Below are 17,597 nucleotides of genomic sequence, written 5' to 3'. Positions count from 1 at the left end.
GACGTGGCCCCTTCTTCATGTCCGCTTACGCCGCACTGAACATCTTGTGCGGGTCGATCACGAATTTCTTCGGCACACCGGCATCGAATTCGCCATAGCCTTCCGGTGCCTGGTCCAGGCTGATGACCTGCACCCCGACCACCTCGGCGATGTTGATGCGGTCCCACATGATCGCCTGCATCAGCGCGCGGTTGTACTTCATCACCGGGGTCTGGCCGGTGTGGAAGCTGTGGGACTTGGCCCAGCCCAGGCCGAAGCGGATGCTCAGGGCACCGATCTTCGCCGCGGCATCCACCGCCCCCGGGTCCTCGGTCACGTACAGGCCCGGGATACCGATCTTGCCGGCCACGCGGGTGACCTGCATCAACGAGTTGAGTACCGTGGCCGGTGCTTCCGCCTTGGCCCCGGCATGCCCATGACCACGGGCCTCGAAGCCGACCGCATCGACAGCGCAATCCACTTCCGGCTCACCCAGCAGGTTGGCGATCTGCTCATGCAGCGGGGTGTCCTGGGACAGGTCGGCGATCTCGAAGCCCTGGGCCTTGGCGTGCGCCAGACGGACAGGGTTGACGTCGCCGACGATCACCACCGCCGCACCGAGCAGGCGCGCCGAGGCAGCAGCGGCCAGGCCGACAGGGCCGGCGCCGGCCACATAGACGGTGCTGCCCGGGCCTACGCCGGCAGTCACCGCACCGTGGTAGCCGGTCGGCAGGATATCGGACAGGCAGGTCAGGTCGCGGATCTTCTCCATGGCCTTGTCGCGGTCCGGCAGTTTCAGCAGGTTGAAGTCGGCATACGGCACCAGCACGTATTCGGCCTGGCCGCCGGTCCAGTCGCCCATGTCGACATAACCGTAGGCACCACCGGCACGGGCCGGGTTGACGGTCAGGCACACGCCGGTGTGCTGTTCCTTGCAGGAGCGGCAGCGGCCGCAGGCGACGTTGAACGGTACCGACACCAGGTCGCCGATCTTCAGGTTCTCGACATCGCTGCCCTTCTCCACCACCTGGCCGGTGATTTCATGACCCAGGACCAGGCCGACCTGGGCGGTGGTCCGGCCGCGCACCATGTGCTGGTCGGAGCCGCAGATATTGGTGGACACCACCTTGAGGATCACCCCGTGCTCGATCTTGCGACCGCGCGGGTCCTGCATCTTCGGATAATCGATCTTCTGCACCTCGACCTTTCCGGCGCCGAGATACACCACTCCACGATTGCCAGACATGCTCTTACCTCGCTTGATTTGTAATTATGCAGCGTTGGTTGAAGCGCCACCGTCCATGGGCGGCATGTGTTACTGGAATGGGGGAATTGTGGGCCTGCCTGCCGTGAATGCAGTGACTGGATGCGACAGCCAGTTATCTACCGGCGGCAGGTTTTTGTCGGTTTCAGAAATGCAAATCGCTGGCAAGCCAGCTCCCACAGGTACTGCATGCAGCGGACCCTGTGGGAGCTGGCTTGCCAGCGATGAGGCCAGTCAGAGCACTACAGTTCGATTGGCGTTCAGGAAAACCCGCCGCTCGATGTGATACCCCACAGCCCGCGCCAACGTCAGGCACTCGATATCCCGCCCCTTGGCAATCAGGTCCTCGGGATAGTGGCTGTGATCCACCACTTCCACACCCTGGGCGATGATCGGGCCTTCGTCGAGGTCGTTGTTGATGTAGTGCGCCGTGGCGCCGACCATCTTCACGCCCTTGTTGTAGGCCTGGTGATACGGCTTGGCGCCCTTGAACCCGGGCAGCAGCGAGTGGTGGATATTGATCGCCCAACCGTCCAGGCGGCGGCACAGCTCGGGCGACAGCACCTGCATGTAGCGGGCGAGGATCACCAACTCCGCGCCGGACTCCTCGATCACCTGCAGGACCTTGCGCTCCTGCCCCGGCTTGTCATGGGGATCCAGCGGGAAGTGGTAGTACGGAATATGGTGCCACTCGGCCAGGGGTGCGAGGTCCGGGTGGTTGGAAATCACCGCCACCACGTCCATGCCCAGCTGGCCGATACGCTGGCGATAGAGCAGGTCGTTGAGGCAGTGGTCGGCCTTGGAAACCATGATCACCACCTTGGGCCGGTGGTTCGGTGCGGTCAGCTCGAAGGCCATGCCAAAGGCCTCGCCACGCTCGGCCAGGCCGGCACGGAAAGCGTGTTCATCGAAGTCCTCGGGTTGACGGAATTCGACGCGGATGAAGAAGCGCCCGGACAGCCGGTCATCGAACGAGTGGTGCTCGGTGACATAGCAGCGCTGCTCGTAGAGGAAGCGGGTAACCGCATCCACGGTGCCGAGCAGGCTCGGGCAGTCGGCGGTGAGGATCCAGGTGTCCGGGGCACGGCTCATGGCGATACTCCTCAGGCTTCGATGGCCAGGCCGTATTCGGCGGAGGCGTCCTGCAGCCACAGCCACCAGTAGTCGGAGAAGCTGCGGCGGATCAGCAGTTCCCAGGTTTCCTCGCCGGTACGGCGGATCACCAGTTGCGACTTGGCGAACACGGTGCCGACGGCCTTGCCGACCGGGAAGTTGTTCGGGTGCACGTCATAGCTGGTGGACTTCATCAGCACTTCGCGGACTTTCGGGCCGCTCAGTTCCAGCAGGGTCTGCCCGCCGCTGACATTGACCACCTGGATATGCTGGCCGGCGAGCGCTTCGCGCAGGGCGTTCTCCACCGGGACTTCCTGGCCGCCGGGCACGATCAGCAGCCACTCGTCCGGGCCGAGCCATTGCAGGGACATCTCGCCGTTGGCGACCACGGTCAGGGCCACCGGCAATTCCAGGCCGATGGCCTTGAATACGCCGCTGGCGAAAGCCGGGTCATGGGCGTCGCCGCGCAGGGTCAGGTGACCGAGGAATTTCTTTTCGCGCAGCGTGACACCCGGGTTCTTGCGGCCCTTGCCGACCAGGCTGGACAGGTCGGCGTGGTGCAGCGGCGATTCGGCCTTGGCGTCGGAGCCAGGGCGTTGTTCGTAGACGTTGATGGCGCTCATCTTTTTCATACCTGCCTTGAATTCTGTTGGACCTGTGTCGCTTTCGAGGGCCTCATCGCCGGCAAGCCAGCTCCCACAGGTACTGCATGCACCGGACCCTGTGGGAGCTGGCGTGCCAGCGATGAGGCCATCACAGCCCCCACAGGCACTCCGTCAAACGTTCTGCCGCTCACCTTTCGGATCGAAGAACACCGAAGAACAGATCTCCGCCTCGATCACGCTGCCATCGGCCTGCGGCGAGTAGACGCGCTGGCCCATGCGCTTGAGGCCGCCCTTGACCACGCCCATGGCGAACGAATAGCCCAGGGAGTTGGCGGCGTAGCTGGAGGTGACGTGGCCGACCATGTCCATCGGGATCGGTTGCTTCGGATCGAACACCAGTTGTGCACCTTCCGGCAGCCATTTGGTCGGATCCACCGGCTTGAGGCCCACCAGTTGCTTGCGGTTTTCGCGCACGCAGTCCTCGCGGTTCATGCCACGCAGACCGATCCACGAGAACGGCTTGTTGCGGCCGACGCACCAGCTCATGTTGAGGTCGTCCGGGGTCATCGAGCCGTCGGTGTCCTGGCCGACGATGATGAAGCCCTTCTCCGCCCGCAGTACGTGCATGGTCTCGGTGCCATACGGGGTCAGGTTGTACTTCTTGCCGGCCTCGACGATCTTCTCCAGCACGCCCATGGCATAGTTGGCCTGGATGTTGACCTCGTAGGACAGCTCGCCGGTGAAGGAAATCCGGAACACCCGCGCCGGCACGCCGCCGACCAGGCCTTCCTTCCAGCTCATGAACGGGAAGGCGTCCTTGTCCAGGTCGATATCGCTGACCTCGCTGAGCAGCTTGCGGCTGTTCGGGCCGGACAGGGTCAGGGTCGCCCAATGGTCGGTGACCGAGGTGAAGTACACCTTCAGGTCCGGCCATTCGGTCTGCTGGTAGATCTCCAGCCATTGCAGCACACGGGCCGCGCCGCCGGTGGTGGTGGTCATGATGAAGTGGTTGTCGCCGACGCAGGCGGTCACGCCGTCGTCGAAGACCATGCCGTCTTCCTTGCACATCAGGCCGTAGCGCGCCTTGCCCACGTCGAGCTTGGTCCAGGCGTTGGTGTAGATGCGGTTGAGGAACTCACGGGCATCGGGGCCCTGGATGTCGATCTTGCCCAGGGTCGAAGCGTCCAACAGGCCCACGCTGTCGCGCACGGCCTTGCATTCACGGGCCACGGCGGCGTGGATGTCCTCGCCGGCACGCGGGAAGTACCACGGCCGTTTCCACTGGCCGACATCCTCGAACTCGGCGCCGTTCTTCACGTGCCAGGCATGCAGCGCGGTGAAGCGCACCGGCTCGAACAGGTGGCCGCAGTGACGCCCGGCAACCGCGCCGAAGGTGATCGGCGTGTAGTTCGGGCGGAACATGGTGGTGCCCATTTCCGGAATGGTGATGCCCATGGAGCGCGCGGCGATCGCCAGGCCGTTGATGTTGCCCAGCTTGCCCTGGTCGGTACCGAAGCCCAGCGCGGTGTAGCGCTTGACGTGCTCGACCGACTCGAAGCCCTCGCGGGTCGCCAGTTCGATGGCGGCGGCGGTGACGTCGTTCTGCTGGTCGACGAACTGCTTCGGTGCGCGGGCAGTGCTCTTGTCGTGGGGGACCTGGAACAGTGCGACGGTGGCTTCTTCCTGGCGCGCCAGGGTCTTCGGCACGGTCACGGCCGGAGCCTTGAAGCCGGCCTCGGCGGCGGCCAGGGCGCCACCGGCAAAGCCGTCGGCCAGGCTGTCGCCCAGGGCGAAGACGCCATTGATGCCACCGACGCACACACGTTTCTGCGGCGCATCGCCCGGTACGAAGCCGAGGATGTCTTCACGCCAGACCGGCTTGCCACCCAGGTGCGAAGCCAGGTGCACGACCGGGCTGTAGCCACCGGAGCTGCCGATCAGGTCGCAGTCCAGCCACTCGCCGGGGCTGGTGACCTTGTGCGCCTTGACGTCGATGGCAGCGACACGGGCACCGGTCACGCGCTTGCTGCCGCGGGACTCGACCACGGCGCTGGAGGTGAGGATGCGAATGCCCTTGGCCCGCGCTTCTTCCACCAGCGAACCACGCGGGTTGTGGCGCGCGTCGGCGATGGCGACCACTTGCAGGCCGGCGTCGTGCCAGTCGAGGGCCACGCGGTAGGCATGGTCGTTGTTGGTCGACAGCACCAGCTTGCGGCCTGGGGCCACGCCGTAGCGGCGCACATAGACGGAAATGGCACCGGCCAGCATGTTGCCCGGTACGTCGTTGTTGGCGTAGACCAGCGGACGCTCGTGGGCGCCGGTGGCCAGGACCACGCGCTTGGCACGCACGCGGTGCATGCGCTGGCGAACCTGGCCGATCGGCGCGCGATCACCGAGGTGGTCGGTCAGGCGCTCGTGGATGGTCAGGAAGTTGTGGTCGTGGTAGCCGTTGACGGTGGCACGCGGCAGCAGGGTGACTTCCGGCATGCCCTTGAGTTCGTTGACCGCAGCGGAAACCCATTCGGTCGCCGGCTTGCCGTCGAGGCTTTCGCGGCTGTCGAGCAGGCTGCCACCGAACTCTTCCTGTTCGTCGGCGAGGATCACCCGCGCACCGCTACGGCCTGCGGCCAGGGCGGCAGCCAGGCCGGCGGGGCCGGCGCCGACCACCAGCACGTCGCAGTGCTGGTTCATGTAGTCGTAGGTGTCCGGGTCGTTCTGCAGTGGCGCGCGGCCCAGGCCGGCTGCCTTGCGGATGTACTTCTCGTAGGTCATCCAGAACGACTGCGGGTACATGAACGTCTTGTAGTAGAAGCCCGGCGGCATCATCTTGCCGCCGACCTTGCCGATGATGCCCATGACGTCGTTGTTCACGCTCGGCCAGCCGTTGGTGCTGGTGGCCACCAGGCCGGAGTACAGCGCCTGCTGGGTGGCACGCACGTTCGGCACCTGGGTGGCTTCGCTGGCGCCGATCTGCAGGATGGCGTTCGGCTCCTCGGCACCGGCGGCGATGATGCCGCGCGGACGCGAGTACTTGAAGCTGCGCCCGACGATGTCGACGCCGTTGGCCAGCAGCGCAGCGGCCAGGGTGTCACCGGCATAACCCTGGTAGGTCTGGCCGTTGAAGGTGAAGTTCAGGACCTTGCTGCGGTCGATGCGGCCGCCGCTGGAAAGACGATAAACCTGGCTCATACCTTTTCTCCCTGGCCGTTGGCGACCAACTGCGGGGCGCTGCTTTTACCGGTGACTTGCGGCTTGGCGCCGATCTTGTAGGTTTCCAGGATCTCGTAGGTCACGGTGTCGCGGGTGGCGTTGAAGTACTGGCGGCAACCGGCAGCGTGGATCCACAGTTCGTGGTGCAGGCCGCGCGGGTTGTCGCGGAAGAACATGTAGTCGCCCCACTGCTCGTCGGTGCAGGCGTTCGGGTCCAGCGGACGCGGGATGTGCGCCTGACCGGCCGAATGGAACTCTTCCTCGGACCGCAGTTCGCCGCAGTGTGGACAGAAGATGTGCAGCATGATGGATTCTCCTGTTAGTGGGCGACGGCGGCTGCGCCGTGTTCGTCGATCAGGGCGCCGTTGTGGAAACGGTCGATGGAAAACGGTTTGGCCAGCGGGTGCATTTCGCCCTTCGCCAGGCTGGCGGCGAAGACGTTGCCCGAGCCCGGGGTGGCCTTGAAGCCGCCAGTGCCCCAGCCGCAGTTGAAGAACATGTTCTTCACCGGGGTCTTGGAGATGATCGGGCAGGCGTCCGGGCTGGTGTCGACGATGCCGCCCCACTGGCGGTTCATGCGCACGCGGGAGAGGATCGGGAACATTTCCACAATGGCCTGCAGGGTGTGCTCGATCACCGGGTACGAGCCGCGCTGGCCGTAGCCGACCCAGCCGTCGATACCGGCGCCGATCACCAGGTCGCCCTTGTCGGACTGGCTGATGTAGCCGTGCACGGCGTTGGACATGATCACGCTGTCGATGATCGGCTTGATCGGCTCGGACACCAGCGCTTGCAGCGGGTGGGATTCCAGCGGCAGGCGGAAGCCGGCGAGGCGCGCCATGTGCCCGGAGTTACCGGCGGTGACCACGCCGACGCGCTTGGCGCCGATGAAGCCCTTGTTGGTTTCCACGCCGATCACGGTGTTGTTTTCCTTGCGGAAGCCGATCACTTCGGTCTGCTGGATCAGGTCGACGCCCAGGGCATCGGCGGCACGGGCGAAGCCCCAGGCCACGGCATCGTGGCGGGCCACGCCGCCGCGGCGCTGCACGGTGGCGCCGATGATCGGATAGCGGGTGTTCTTCGAGCAGTCCAGGTAGGGAATTTCTTCCGCCACCTGTTTCGCGTTGAGCAGTTCGCCGTCCACGCCGTTGAGGCGGTTGGCGTTGACCCGGCGCTCGGAGTCACGCATGTCCTGCAGGGTGTGGCACAGGTTGTAGACGCCGCGCTGGGAGAACATCACGTTGTAGTTGATGTCCTGGGACAGGCCTTCCCAAAGCTTCATGGCGTGTTCGTACAGGTGTGCCGACTCGTCCCACAGGTAGTTGGAGCGCACGATGGTGGTGTTGCGCGCGGTGTTGCCGCCGCCCAGCCAGCCCTTCTCGATCACGGCCACGTTGGTGATGCCGTGTTCCTTGGCCAGGTAGTAGGCCGTGGCCAGGCCGTGGCCGCCGCCGCCGACGATGACCACGTCGTAGACTTTCTTCGGCGTTGGCGTGCGCCACATGCGCTGCCAGTTCTCATGATGGCTGAGGGAATGCTTGAAGAGGCCGAAGCCCGAATAACGTTGCATGGTTCTTTGCTCCACTCAGCGGTAAACCGGGAAGTCCGCACACAGTGCCGACACGTTGCGCGCCACATCGGCTTCCACATCGGCGTCACCGAGGTTGTCGAGGATGTCGCAGATCCAGCCGGCCAGGGCCACGCACTGGGCAACCTTGAAACCGCGGGTGGTGACGGCCGGGGTACCGATGCGCAGGCCCGAGGTCACGAAAGGCGACTGCGGGTCGTTGGGCACGGCGTTCTTGTTGACGGTGATATGGGCACGGCCCAGGGCGGCATCGGCATCCTTGCCGGTCAGGCCCTGGCGGATCAGGCTGACCAGGAACAGGTGGTTGTCAGTGCCGCCGGACACTACATCGTAGCCACGATCGATGAACACGCCAGCCATGGCCTGGGCGTTTTCGATCACTTGCTGCTGGTAGGCCTTGAAGCCAGGCTCGAGGGCTTCCTTGAAGCACACGGCCTTGGCCGCGATCACGTGCATCAGCGGGCCGCCCTGGGCGCCAGGGAAGACCGCGGCGTTGAGCTTCTTCTCGATCTCTTCGTTGGCCTTGGCCAGGATCAGGCCGCCACGAGGACCGCGCAGGGTCTTGTGGGTGGTGGTGGTGACCACGTCGGCATACGGCAGCGGGTTCGGGTACAGGCCGGCGGCGACCAGGCCGGCGACGTGGGCCATGTCGACGAACAGCAGCGCACCGACCTTGTCGGCGATCTGGCGGAAGCGCGGGAAGTCGAGGGTCTTGGAGTAGGCGGAGAAGCCGGCGACGATCATCTTCGGCTTGTGCTCGACGGCCAGGCGCTCGACTTCGTCGTAGTCGATCAGGCCGGTGTTGGTATCGATGCCGTATTGAACCGCGTTGTACAGCTTGCCGGAGGAAGACACCTTGGCGCCGTGGGTCAGGTGGCCGCCGTGGGCCAGGCTCATGCCCAGGATGGTGTCGCCGGCCTGCAGCAAGGCCAGGTACACCGCGCCGTTGGCGGAGGAACCGGAGTGTGGCTGGACGTTGGCGTAGTCGGCGCCGAACAGCTGCTTGGCACGCTCGATGGCCAGGGCCTCGACCTTGTCCACATGCTCGCAACCGCCGTAGTAGCGCTTGCCCGGATAGCCTTCGGCGTACTTGTTGGTCAGGCCGCTGCCCTGGGCCTGCATGACGCGCTTGCTGGTGTAGTTCTCCGAGGCGATCAGCTCGATGTGATCTTCCTGGCGTTGCTCTTCGGCGTTCATGGCCGCCAGCAGTGCATCGTCGTAACCCTGGATCTGGTCTTGCTTGCTGAACATCGCATTTCTCCCGGCAGCGGTGGGGCTCTTATTTAAGTGGAACCCGTGTCATTGACGGGTGTCCTTTGCAGCGATGGTATGACCGGGACGGCCCTGCCAGATGCCTGCGCACGCCACGCAAAGGTGCGTTTACGACATTGTTTTGTCTTGTTTGCGATAGTCGCTCTTTCGGGCCTCATCGCTGGCAAGCCAGCTCCCACAGGTGCGGCGTGTACAGTCCCTGTGGGAGCTGGCTTGCCAGCGATGAGGCCCCTGAAAACGACATCGAAACCAGGTTGTATAGGCAACCTGACAGGCCATGCTTTAGAGTGCTCCCCTGCCTTGCTAACAGGACCCGAGCCATGACAGAACAAAGCCAGCAATTCGCCAGTGACAACTATTCCGGTATCTGCCCGGAAGCCTGGGCCGCCATGGAAAAGGCCAACCAGGGTCACGAACGCGCCTACGGCGACGACCAGTGGACGGCCCGCGCCGCCGACCATTTCCGCCAGTTGTTCGAAACCGACTGCGAAGTGTTCTTCGCCTTCAACGGCACCGCGGCCAACTCCCTGGCCCTGTCGTCCCTGTGCCAGAGCTACCACAGCGTGATCTGCTCCGAGACTGCCCACGTCGAGACGGACGAATGCGGTGCGCCGGAATTCTTCTCCAACGGCTCGAAGCTGCTCACCGCGCGCAGCGAGAACGGCAAGCTGACGCCGGCATCGATCCGTGAAGTGGCGCTCAAGCGCCAGGACATCCACTATCCCAAGCCGCGCGTGGTGACCATCACCCAGGCCACCGAGGTCGGTAGCGTGTACCGCCCGGAAGAACTCAAGGCGATCAGCGAGACCTGCAAGGAACTGGGGCTGAACCTGCACATGGACGGCGCCCGCTTCGCCAACGCCTGCGCCTTCCTCGGCTGCTCGCCGGCGGAACTGACCTGGAAAGCCGGGATCGACGTGCTGTGCTTCGGCGGCACCAAGAACGGCATGGCGGTGGGTGAAGCGATCCTGTTCTTCAACCGCAAGCTGGCCGAGGACTTCGACTACCGCTGCAAGCAGGCCGGGCAACTGGCCTCGAAGATGCGCTTCCTGTCAGCGCCCTGGGTAGGCCTGCTGGAAAACGGCGCGTGGCTGCGTCACGGGCAGCATGCCAACCATTGCGCGCAGTTGCTGAGCGGCCTGGTGGCGGATGTCCCGGGGGTCGAACTGATGTTCCCGGTGGAAGCCAACGGGGTGTTCCTGCAGATGCCGGAGGCGGCGCTGGAACAGCTGCGGAATAAAGGCTGGAGGTTCTACACCTTCATTGGCAGCGGTGGGGCGCGGTTCATGTGTTCGTGGGACACCGAGGAAGCCCGGGTGCGGGAATTGGCGGCGGATATCCGGGCTGTGATGGGGGGCTGAGGGCCTCATCGCTGGCAACGCCAGCTCCCACAATGTCCGCGTCGCTGCAGAACCCTGTGGGAGCTGGCTTGCCAGCGATAGTGATCTAGAGCCGGAAACCGCCCATCTGCCGGGCCAGGTCATCCGCCAGCCGCTGCAACGCCTCGCAATCCTGCCGGCAGCCCTGCACCTCCACCGCCGTCTGCCGGGCCAGTTCGGAAATCCCCTGCACATTGCGGTTGATCTCTTCGGTCACCGCCGACTGCTCCTCGGTCGCCGTTGCCACCTGCAGGTTCATATCGCTGATCCGCTCGACCTGCCCGGTAATGGTGGTCAACGATGCACCGGTCAACTGGCTGGACTCCACTCCCGTCCCCGTCGCCGCCTGCCCGGCATGCATCGAGTCCACCGCCGTGCCGGTGCCCTGCTTGAGGCGCTGGATCATTTGCTGGATCTCGCCCGTGGACACCTGCGTGCGCTGCGCCAGGGTGCGCACTTCGTCGGCCACTACGGCGAAACCACGGCCCATCTCCCCGGCCCGCGCCGCTTCGATGGCCGCATTGAGCGCCAGCAGGTTGGTCTGTTCGGAAATGCTGCGGATCACCGCCAGCACCTTGTCGATCGACGCCACCTCCTCGGCCAGTTGGCTGACGGCCCCGGCCGCCGTGCCGATCTCGCCCGACATGCCTTCGATATGGGCGATCGAGCGCTGCACCACGCTGCGTGCCTGCAAGGCTTCGTCCCGGGCGGTCTGCGAGGCGTGCGCCGCTTCCCCGGCGTTCTGCGCGATTTCCTGCACGGTCAGGCCCATCTCGTGCACGGCGGTAGCGACCATCTCGGTCATCGCCTGCTGCTGCGACGATCGCTCGGCGGTGCTGACCACCACATGGATCACCTGCCCCACCGCCTTGTGCAGTTCTTCGCTGGTGCGCAGTACCTCGCCGATCAGCTTGCGCTGGCTGTCGAGGAAGCGGTTAAAGCCACGGGCCAGGTCACCCAGTTCATCGCGCCGGCTCTCGTCGAGGCGATGGCTGAGGTCGCCGCCGCCATCGCCGATCGCGCCCAGCGCGGCGGTGACCTGGCGCAGCGGCCGCACGATGCCTCGCGCCAACCACACCACCAGCAGCAGCGACAACAGGGCCACGGCGGCGCCGGTCAGGCTGGTCAGCCATACGGTCTGCTTCACCTGCGCATAGATCTGCGCCTGCGGCACTTCTGCCACCAGCCGCCAATTCAGGTCCCGCAGTGGCAGGCTCAGGGCCAGCCAGGTTTCACCGTCGCGCTCGAAGCTCACGTTCTCGAAGCCATCACTGTTGAGCAGGATGGCCTGCGCCGCCGCTTCGCCAATCTGCTCGGCCAGTTGGCGCTTGCCGCCATGTTCGGTCTGCGGATGAACCTGGATCAGGCCATCGTTGCGCACCAGCATCACCCGCCCGTGCTCGCCGAAGCTGAAATCGTGGATCAGTTCGGACAACTCGGTCATGCGCAGGCCGAGGCCACCCACACCGACCAGCCGGCCGTCCTTTTCCACCCGGTAATCGATGAACAGTGCCAGTTCGCCGGTGCTGGTGTCGGTATCGATGTTGAGCACCCGCTGGTTGCCGCTGTCGATGAAGCCGTAGAACCATTTGTCCGCGGGATTGCTGCGGCTAAGGGTGCGGTCCAGGCCCTTCTCGTTGTAGTAGTGGTTACTCAGGGTCGAGGCATAGACCGAGGTGAAGGCCTTGTTCTTGTCGCGCAGGGTGTCCAGGTATTCGACCACCGCCGGGGTCTGCGCCGGATCTTCCCCGGCTGCCAGCCAGTCGCGCAGCATGGGGTTCCAGGCGATATCGGCCGCTGCGGTCAGCGGCCTGGCCAGCATGCGCTCGATGTCGTTACGAATCGCCTCAATGCTGGCCGGCAGCGCCGTGTCCACCAGGTAACGCTCGGTCAGGCGGTTGACCGCCACGGTATAGATCGCCACCACGATCAGGATGCTCGCCAACAGGGCTGCGCCCATGCTTGCTATCAATTGCCATTGGATACTGCGCCGCCAGAAGTGCATGGGTGTTCCTCGAGGAAATAAAAGCCTGTAGTGCAAATGACAGGCCAATTGTATACAACACAGGTATACGATATTTCCAGACGGGCACGACAATATCCCGGACAAAACGTAGGGTCAGTGAAAAAAGGCGGGGATCACTCGGAACCTGTGGGAGCTGCGGTTCGGCGCCCCGACTTGCCAGCGATGAGGCCGGTACAGCCCCCACAAATATTGGGAAATCAGGCGTTATCGATCGCCTGGGAAATTGCATCGACCGTGGCGCTGACTTGCTCTTGATAACGGTCGAGGGTTTGCTGGTGCGCCTGCTGCAGTGCGATCTGCTGCGAACACAGGTTCAAGGCCGCCAGCACCAGCAGCTTGTCGCCGATCAACGACGGGTAGCTGCGCTTGGTTTCGGCCAGGGATGCCTTGAGCATCCGCACCGCGTCGGCAAGCACCTGCTCCTGGCCCGCCGGGGCCTTGATCGAATAGTCGTTGCCCATGATCGAGACGACATTGATCGTCTTCGCAGACTCGTTCATGCGCCGACGGTACCGCTGGCACGTTCGATCAGGGCCTGGATGCGGGCGTTGGTGCCGGCGTACTTCTCTTCCTGCTCCATCAGGCTCAGTTGCAGGCTTTCGTTCTCGTCACGGGCCTGGGCCAGTTCGCTGTCCAGTTGGGCATTGCGCTCGGCCAGTTGCTGATTTTTCTGCAGCAGTTCGCTGACCAGTTGTTCCAGTTGACTCAGGATGGTGTCCAGCATGGTGACCTTCTCCAGGGAGGGGTAAATCGGGGGCGCACACGATAAAGAAAACATGCCCGACCCGCCAGAGATATCGGGGCCAGAGCCCCGCGTTGGTGCACATTGACCTGACATGGGTCACTCGGTTCCCCCTCCGGTCGGACAAAGCGCGATCAGCGGCCAATGATTTTGTCCGACAAAGCCTCAAGTCCGCCCGCCGTTTACCGATAGGCATTAAGAACACCCCAACTTTGCGCATGGATCGCGTTCCTTCCCGAGCCTGGATACGAACCATGTCCTTACGCAATATGAACATCGCCCCGCGTGCACTGCTGGGCTTCGCGCTGATCGGCACGCTAATGCTGACCCTGGGCATCTTCGCCCTGCACCAGATGAGCGACATCCGCCAGGCCGGCCAATCGATCGAGCGGGTCACGGTGCCGAGTATCAAGGCCCTTGACCAGATCAACCTGTACACCCTGCGCCTGCGCACCCTGTCCTATCGCCTGATGATCAACCGCGAAGCGGACCTGCTGCAAACCACCTACAGCCAGCTGAACGAGCGCAACACGCAGATCGATGCCGCGCGAAAAATCTACGAACCGCTGATCGCCAGCGACGAAGAACAGGCCGTGTACAACCAGTTCGTCCAGGCCCTCGGCCAGTACCGCCAGCTGGAAACGCGCATGGTCCAGCTCTCCCAGGCCAACGACCTCCCGGCGATCCGCGAGATGATCAACCGTGACCTGTTGCAGAACATGGAGCTGATTACGGGCACCGTGGACAAGCTGGTCAAGATCAATACCGAGCAGACCCGCGACATCAACCAGACGGCCGCCGATCAGTATTCTAATGCCTTTACCCTGGTCATCGCCCTGCTGGTCGCGGCCACGGTGCTGACCTTCCTCTGTGCCATCGTCCTGACCCGCAGCATCGTCAGGCCGATGAGCGAAGTGCTGGGCGTCGCCGAGCAGATTGCCAGCGGCAACCTGACCCAAAGCATCCGCCCCGAGGGCAAGGATGAAGCCACCCGCCTGCAACAGGCCATCGCGACCATGCAGGAGCAGCTGCGCGACACCCTGCAGCAGATTTCCGGCTCCGCCACCCAACTGGCGTCGGCCGCCGAAGAGCTGAACAGCGTCACCGAGGAAAGCGCCCGCGGCCTGCAACAGCAGAACAATGAAATCCAGCAGGCGGCCACTGCGGTCACCGAGATGACCAGCGCCGTGGAGGAAGTGGCGCGCAACGCGGTCAGCACTTCCGAAGCCTCGGCCGAAGCCACCCGCTCCGCCACCGACGGGCGCGACCTGGTGCTGGAGACCGTCAGCGCCATCGAACGCATGAGCACCGACGTGCAAAGCACCTCGGTGCTGGTCGGCAACCTGGCCGAACAGTCGCGGGATATCGGCAAGGTGCTGGACGTGATCCGCGGCCTGGCCGACCAGACCAACCTGCTCGCCCTCAACGCCGCCATCGAAGCCGCGCGGGCCGGCGAGGCCGGTCGCGGGTTTGCCGTGGTCGCCGATGAAGTCCGGGCGCTGGCGCACCGCACCCAGCAATCCACCCAGGAAATCGAACGCATGGTCAGCAGCATCCAGGGCGGAACCGAGCAGGCGGTCAGCTCCATGCGCAACAGCACCGAACGCGCCGAGTCGACCCTGAACATCGCCCGTGGTGCCGGTAGCGCGCTGGATACCATCACCGGTGCCGTGGCGCAGATCAACGAGCGCAACCTGGTGATCGCCAGCGCCGCCGAAGAGCAGGCCCAGGTAGCGCGGGAAGTGGACCGCAACCTGGTGAACATCAATGACCTGTCGGTACAATCGGCGACCGGCGCCCACCAGACCAGCGCAGCCAGTGCCGAGCTGTCGCGGCTGGCGGTAGACCTGAATAACCTGGTGGGGCGGTTCAGGGTCTGAGACCTGCTTCGTCTGTGATGACCCTATCGCTGGCAAGCCAGCTCCCACAGTGACCGCGTGCACCGCTGGACCTGTGGGAGCTGGCTTGCCAGCGATGAGGCCATGAATATCGACAGTGATACTAGGAATTCACCACACAATCCGGCATCCCTGGAGCACCACCTACACCCTCGCAAAACCAATTCCTACAAATCTTCGCGAAATCCCCCGGAAACCGCTTAATCCCCGGTAATCCCCCGCCTTTTTCCCCTGCACGTTTTGAATCATTTCCCCCGGTAAAACGCCTCGACATCCCCTACCCTCGCGCGCTCGAACCTGACGAGTACGCCAGCCCCTACCATGCACACCCAGCCCCGCCAGAGCATCGCCTTCTGGTTCGCCAGCAACTTTCTCCCCGGCCCGCTCGCCATCGGCTTCCTCGGCCCGCTGCAGGGCCTGGGCTTCTGGCAGTCGGTGCTGGCGATCATTCCGGCGATACTGCTCGGCAGCCTGGTCTCGCGCCGGCAGCCTTTCATCCCCTGTGCAATCCTGCTGCTGCCGCTGGCCTTGGTTCTGCACACCGTGCATTTGCAGATCCTCGCGCGCATGGCCATTCACCTGCTGCCCGGAACACCCCAGCATTGGCTGCTGCTGGCGGTAAGCCTGTCGGCATTGCTGGCATTCATTGGCCCGCCCTTGCTGTATCGGCTCCTCACATTGCTGGCACCTTTGCTGGCGCTGGTCCTGGTGCTGCTGGGTTTCGCCGCTCCGCTGTTGCTGGAAGCCGATACGGCACAACGCCAGCCGGGTTTTGCCTGGTCGGCCTTCGCCTCCCTGGCAGTAGCGGCGACACTCTGGCAGATCCTGTTGCCTGCGCTGGTCAACCAGGGGCCGGCACATTACCTCGGCCTGAGCCTGCCAGCGCTGGGCCTGATGTGCCTCGGCGCCCTGATGGCCTCGGCCATTCCCGCCGTGGATACGGTGCTCAGCCTGCGCCTGCTGGGCGAACGGATCATCCCCGGGCTGGGTAGCGCCACCCTGGCCTTGCTGGCGCTGTGCATGCTCGGGGCCATGGCCGTGCAGGGCCGTGCGCTGGTCACCGCACTCGCCGCCAGGCCCAGAAAAACCAAAGCCCGCGTGCTGCTGCTCGCGGGCTTCGTTATGTCGCTGCTGTTGACTTGGGTTCCCTTGTACTAACCTCAGTATTCGATCCGCACATCCCCCTTCGGCACGCTGCAGCAGGACAGGATGTAGCCTTCGGCGACGTCCTCGTCGGTGATCCCGCCGTTGTGCTCCATCTCTACTTCGCCACCCAGCTTGAGCACCTTGCAGGTGCCGCAGATACCCATGCCGCAAGCCTTGGGAATCATCAGGCCGACCTTGGCCGCAGCGGCATGCACGGTCTCGCCGGGCACGATTCGGCTGCTCTTGCCGGTGGCGGTGAACTCCACCAGGTGCATATCGCTGGCGGTGATTTCCTCTGCCGCTTCCGCTGCCTGCTCGGCATGCTCCACCGCGTCGGCCTTGGCCTCCGGCGGCGTCGCACCGAAGGACTCCTCGTGATAGCGGCTCATGTCGTAGCCGGCGGCTTCGAGCAGGCGCTTGACCGCGGTCATATAGGGCGTCGGGCCGCAGCAGAAGATCTCGCGCTCCATGAAGTCCGGCGCCATCAGTTCCAGCAGCTTGTGGTTCAGGTAGCCGCGATAGCCGGCCCAGGGCTCGCCGAGGCCATGTTTCTCGCAAATGATGTGCAGGCTGAAGTTAGGAATCCGCGACGCCATGTGCTCCAGCTCGCGGTGGTAGATGATGTCCTTCGGCGAGCGCGCGCTGTGCACGAAGACCATATCGACGTTGCCGTTGGTGTCGTAGAACCAGCGGGCCATGGACATCACCGGGGTGATGCCGACGCCGCCGCTGAGGTACAGGACCTTCGGGCTGGGGAAGTCGATGGCGTTGAACAGCCCGACCGGCCCGTGCACCGCCAGTTCCTGGCCCTCGTGCAGGGTGTCGTGCAGGTAGTTGGAAACCTTGCCGCCCGGCACGCGCTTGATGGTCACCGAGAAGCTGTAGGGCACCGATGGCGAGCTGGAAATGGTGTAGGAACGCATAACCGGCTGGCCTTCGATTTCCAGCTCCAGGGTGACGAACTGGCCCGGCTTGAAGAAGAACATGATCGGCTGGTCGGCCATGAAGCAGAAGGTGCGCACGTCCCAGGTTTCCTGGATGACCTTGACGCAGCGAACGATATGGCGGCCGTTGGCCCAGGTCTGGGTGGTCACCGGGTTGAGGAAGGTATTGGACATGCTCGGGTCTCCACGGCCGACTGCGGCCTGATGATGCCGATAATGCGCAAGCCATCGGCGCTGCACTTACCTGTTCACGACATCGGCGTGCTTATCGCGACCAGCCCCTGCCGACAAGGGCTGGCGCGTCGGAAACGGATTCGATCATGTCGCCCATGGATATGGTTCGCGTCGTCGGCAATCGCACACTCCGTCGCAAATGATCCCTGCACAAATGCCCTGCGTCGCATAACAACGATTAGCCACTTTCGCCGGCC

Annotated in this window: 14 protein-coding genes and 1 pseudogene; 4 read left to right on the top strand and 11 right to left on the bottom strand. The window is 64.2% G+C overall.

Annotation, left to right across the window (positions count from 1 at the left end; translation table 11 throughout):
- Positions 1–25: 25 nt before the first annotated feature.
- The 7 genes from fdhA to CSV86_RS28095 all read right to left on the bottom strand — a co-directional run bounded on the left by fdhA (position 26) and on the right by CSV86_RS28095 (position 9,010).
- Positions 26–1,225 carry a formaldehyde dehydrogenase, glutathione-independent gene (fdhA, locus tag CSV86_RS28125; protein WP_009404126.1) on the bottom strand — a complete coding sequence of 400 codons (1,200 nt, stop codon included), beginning with the start codon at positions 1,223–1,225 and terminating at the stop codon, positions 26–28.
- A gap of 252 nt (positions 1,226–1,477) precedes the next feature.
- On the bottom strand, positions 1,478–2,335 hold the full coding sequence (gene purU / locus CSV86_RS28120; protein ID WP_009404124.1) for a formyltetrahydrofolate deformylase: 858 nt from the start codon (positions 2,333–2,335) through the stop codon (positions 1,478–1,480).
- A gap of 11 nt (positions 2,336–2,346) precedes the next feature.
- The gene (locus CSV86_RS28115; RefSeq protein ID WP_009404122.1) at positions 2,347–2,979 is read right to left on the bottom strand and encodes a sarcosine oxidase subunit gamma; all 633 of its coding nucleotides are present in this window, start codon (positions 2,977–2,979) and stop codon (positions 2,347–2,349) included.
- 153 nt (positions 2,980–3,132) lie between these two features.
- The gene (locus CSV86_RS28110; protein WP_009404120.1) at positions 3,133–6,150 is read right to left on the bottom strand and encodes a sarcosine oxidase subunit alpha; all 3,018 of its coding nucleotides are present in this window, start codon (positions 6,148–6,150) and stop codon (positions 3,133–3,135) included.
- A complete protein-coding gene (locus tag CSV86_RS28105) occupies positions 6,147–6,476 on the bottom strand; it encodes a sarcosine oxidase subunit delta (protein WP_009404116.1) in 330 nt (109 codons plus the stop codon). The genes CSV86_RS28110 and CSV86_RS28105 overlap by 4 nt, the downstream gene beginning before the upstream one ends.
- Before the next feature lie 14 nt (positions 6,477–6,490).
- A complete protein-coding gene (locus tag CSV86_RS28100) occupies positions 6,491–7,741 on the bottom strand; it encodes a sarcosine oxidase subunit beta family protein (protein ID WP_009404115.1) in 1,251 nt (416 codons plus the stop codon).
- A gap of 15 nt (positions 7,742–7,756) precedes the next feature.
- Complete coding sequence (locus tag CSV86_RS28095) at positions 7,757–9,010, bottom strand: serine hydroxymethyltransferase (protein ID WP_009404114.1); 1,254 nt, start codon at positions 9,008–9,010, stop codon at positions 7,757–7,759.
- Positions 9,011–9,351: 341 nt separating this feature from the next.
- Between CSV86_RS28095 and CSV86_RS28090 the strand changes: the two genes are divergently transcribed.
- On the top strand, positions 9,352–10,392 hold the full coding sequence (locus CSV86_RS28090) for a threonine aldolase family protein (RefSeq protein ID WP_009404113.1): 1,041 nt from the start codon (positions 9,352–9,354) through the stop codon (positions 10,390–10,392).
- 85 nt (positions 10,393–10,477) lie between these two features.
- Here the strand turns inward: CSV86_RS28090 and CSV86_RS33870 are convergent, their stop codons facing one another.
- The 3 genes from CSV86_RS33870 to CSV86_RS28075 all read right to left on the bottom strand — a co-directional run bounded on the left by CSV86_RS33870 (position 10,478) and on the right by CSV86_RS28075 (position 13,160).
- A complete protein-coding gene (locus CSV86_RS33870; protein ID WP_037061624.1) occupies positions 10,478–12,415 on the bottom strand; it encodes a methyl-accepting chemotaxis protein in 1,938 nt (645 codons plus the stop codon).
- 218 nt (positions 12,416–12,633) lie between these two features.
- Positions 12,634–12,936 carry a cell division protein ZapA gene (locus CSV86_RS28080; RefSeq protein WP_009404111.1) on the bottom strand — a complete coding sequence of 101 codons (303 nt, stop codon included), beginning with the start codon at positions 12,934–12,936 and terminating at the stop codon, positions 12,634–12,636.
- A complete protein-coding gene (locus CSV86_RS28075; protein ID WP_009404110.1) occupies positions 12,933–13,160 on the bottom strand; it encodes a hypothetical protein in 228 nt (75 codons plus the stop codon). Before CSV86_RS28075 ends, CSV86_RS28080 begins: the two co-directional genes overlap by 4 nt.
- A 236-nt stretch (positions 13,161–13,396) precedes the next feature.
- On the opposite strand from CSV86_RS28075, the pseudogene CSV86_RS33605 reads away from it, so the two are divergent.
- From CSV86_RS33605 to CSV86_RS28065, 3 genes and pseudogenes are all read left to right on the top strand, one after another.
- Positions 13,397–14,203 (top strand): annotated as a pseudogene (locus tag CSV86_RS33605) (MCP four helix bundle domain-containing protein); the annotation flags it as partial.
- A complete protein-coding gene (locus tag CSV86_RS33600) occupies positions 14,195–15,058 on the top strand; it encodes a methyl-accepting chemotaxis protein (RefSeq protein WP_376699779.1) in 864 nt (287 codons plus the stop codon). The pseudogene CSV86_RS33605 and the gene CSV86_RS33600, both read left to right, overlap by 9 nt.
- A 339-nt stretch (positions 15,059–15,397) precedes the next feature.
- Positions 15,398–16,234, top strand: a complete 837-nt coding sequence (locus CSV86_RS28065; RefSeq protein WP_009404107.1) for a hypothetical protein — start codon at positions 15,398–15,400, stop codon at positions 16,232–16,234.
- A 2-nt stretch (positions 16,235–16,236) separates the two neighbouring features.
- Here CSV86_RS28065 and gbcB read toward each other — a convergent pair whose 3' ends face one another.
- Positions 16,237–17,340, bottom strand: a complete 1,104-nt coding sequence (gbcB, locus tag CSV86_RS28060; protein ID WP_009404105.1) for a glycine betaine monooxygenase reductase subunit — start codon at positions 17,338–17,340, stop codon at positions 16,237–16,239.
- Positions 17,341–17,597 lie beyond the last annotated feature (257 nt).

It is taken from the genome of Pseudomonas bharatica CSV86 (assembly GCF_000319305.2).
In the GTDB taxonomy this organism is placed as follows: Bacteria; Pseudomonadota; Gammaproteobacteria; order Pseudomonadales; family Pseudomonadaceae; genus Aquipseudomonas; species Aquipseudomonas bharatica.
The sequence above is the reverse complement of the archived record's forward strand: the minus strand, read 5'-3'. Positions and strand labels throughout refer to the sequence as shown.

Bases quoted from the DNA above. Each gene is read 5' to 3' on its own strand.
- fdhA (WP_009404126.1), bottom strand. From the start codon at position 1,225: ATGTCTGGCAATCGTGGAGTGGTGTATCTCGGCGCCGGAAAGGTCGAG.
- purU (WP_009404124.1), bottom strand. From the start codon at position 2,335: ATGAGCCGTGCCCCGGACACCTGGATCCTCACCGCCGACTGCCCGAGC.
- CSV86_RS28115 (WP_009404122.1), bottom strand. From the start codon at position 2,979: ATGAGCGCCATCAACGTCTACGAACAACGCCCTGGCTCCGACGCCAAG.
- CSV86_RS28110 (WP_009404120.1), bottom strand. From the start codon at position 6,150: ATGAGCCAGGTTTATCGTCTTTCCAGCGGCGGCCGCATCGACCGCAGC.
- CSV86_RS28105 (WP_009404116.1), bottom strand. From the start codon at position 6,476: ATGCTGCACATCTTCTGTCCACACTGCGGCGAACTGCGGTCCGAGGAA.
- CSV86_RS28100 (WP_009404115.1), bottom strand. From the start codon at position 7,741: ATGCAACGTTATTCGGGCTTCGGCCTCTTCAAGCATTCCCTCAGCCAT.
- CSV86_RS28095 (WP_009404114.1), bottom strand. From the start codon at position 9,010: ATGTTCAGCAAGCAAGACCAGATCCAGGGTTACGACGATGCACTGCTG.
- CSV86_RS28090 (WP_009404113.1), top strand. From the start codon at position 9,352: ATGACAGAACAAAGCCAGCAATTCGCCAGTGACAACTATTCCGGTATC.
- CSV86_RS33870 (WP_037061624.1), bottom strand. From the start codon at position 12,415: ATGCACTTCTGGCGGCGCAGTATCCAATGGCAATTGATAGCAAGCATG.
- CSV86_RS28080 (WP_009404111.1), bottom strand. From the start codon at position 12,936: ATGAACGAGTCTGCGAAGACGATCAATGTCGTCTCGATCATGGGCAAC.
- CSV86_RS28075 (WP_009404110.1), bottom strand. From the start codon at position 13,160: ATGCTGGACACCATCCTGAGTCAACTGGAACAACTGGTCAGCGAACTG.
- CSV86_RS33600 (WP_376699779.1), top strand. From the start codon at position 14,195: ATGCAGGAGCAGCTGCGCGACACCCTGCAGCAGATTTCCGGCTCCGCC.
- CSV86_RS28065 (WP_009404107.1), top strand. From the start codon at position 15,398: ATGCACACCCAGCCCCGCCAGAGCATCGCCTTCTGGTTCGCCAGCAAC.
- gbcB (WP_009404105.1), bottom strand. From the start codon at position 17,340: ATGTCCAATACCTTCCTCAACCCGGTGACCACCCAGACCTGGGCCAAC.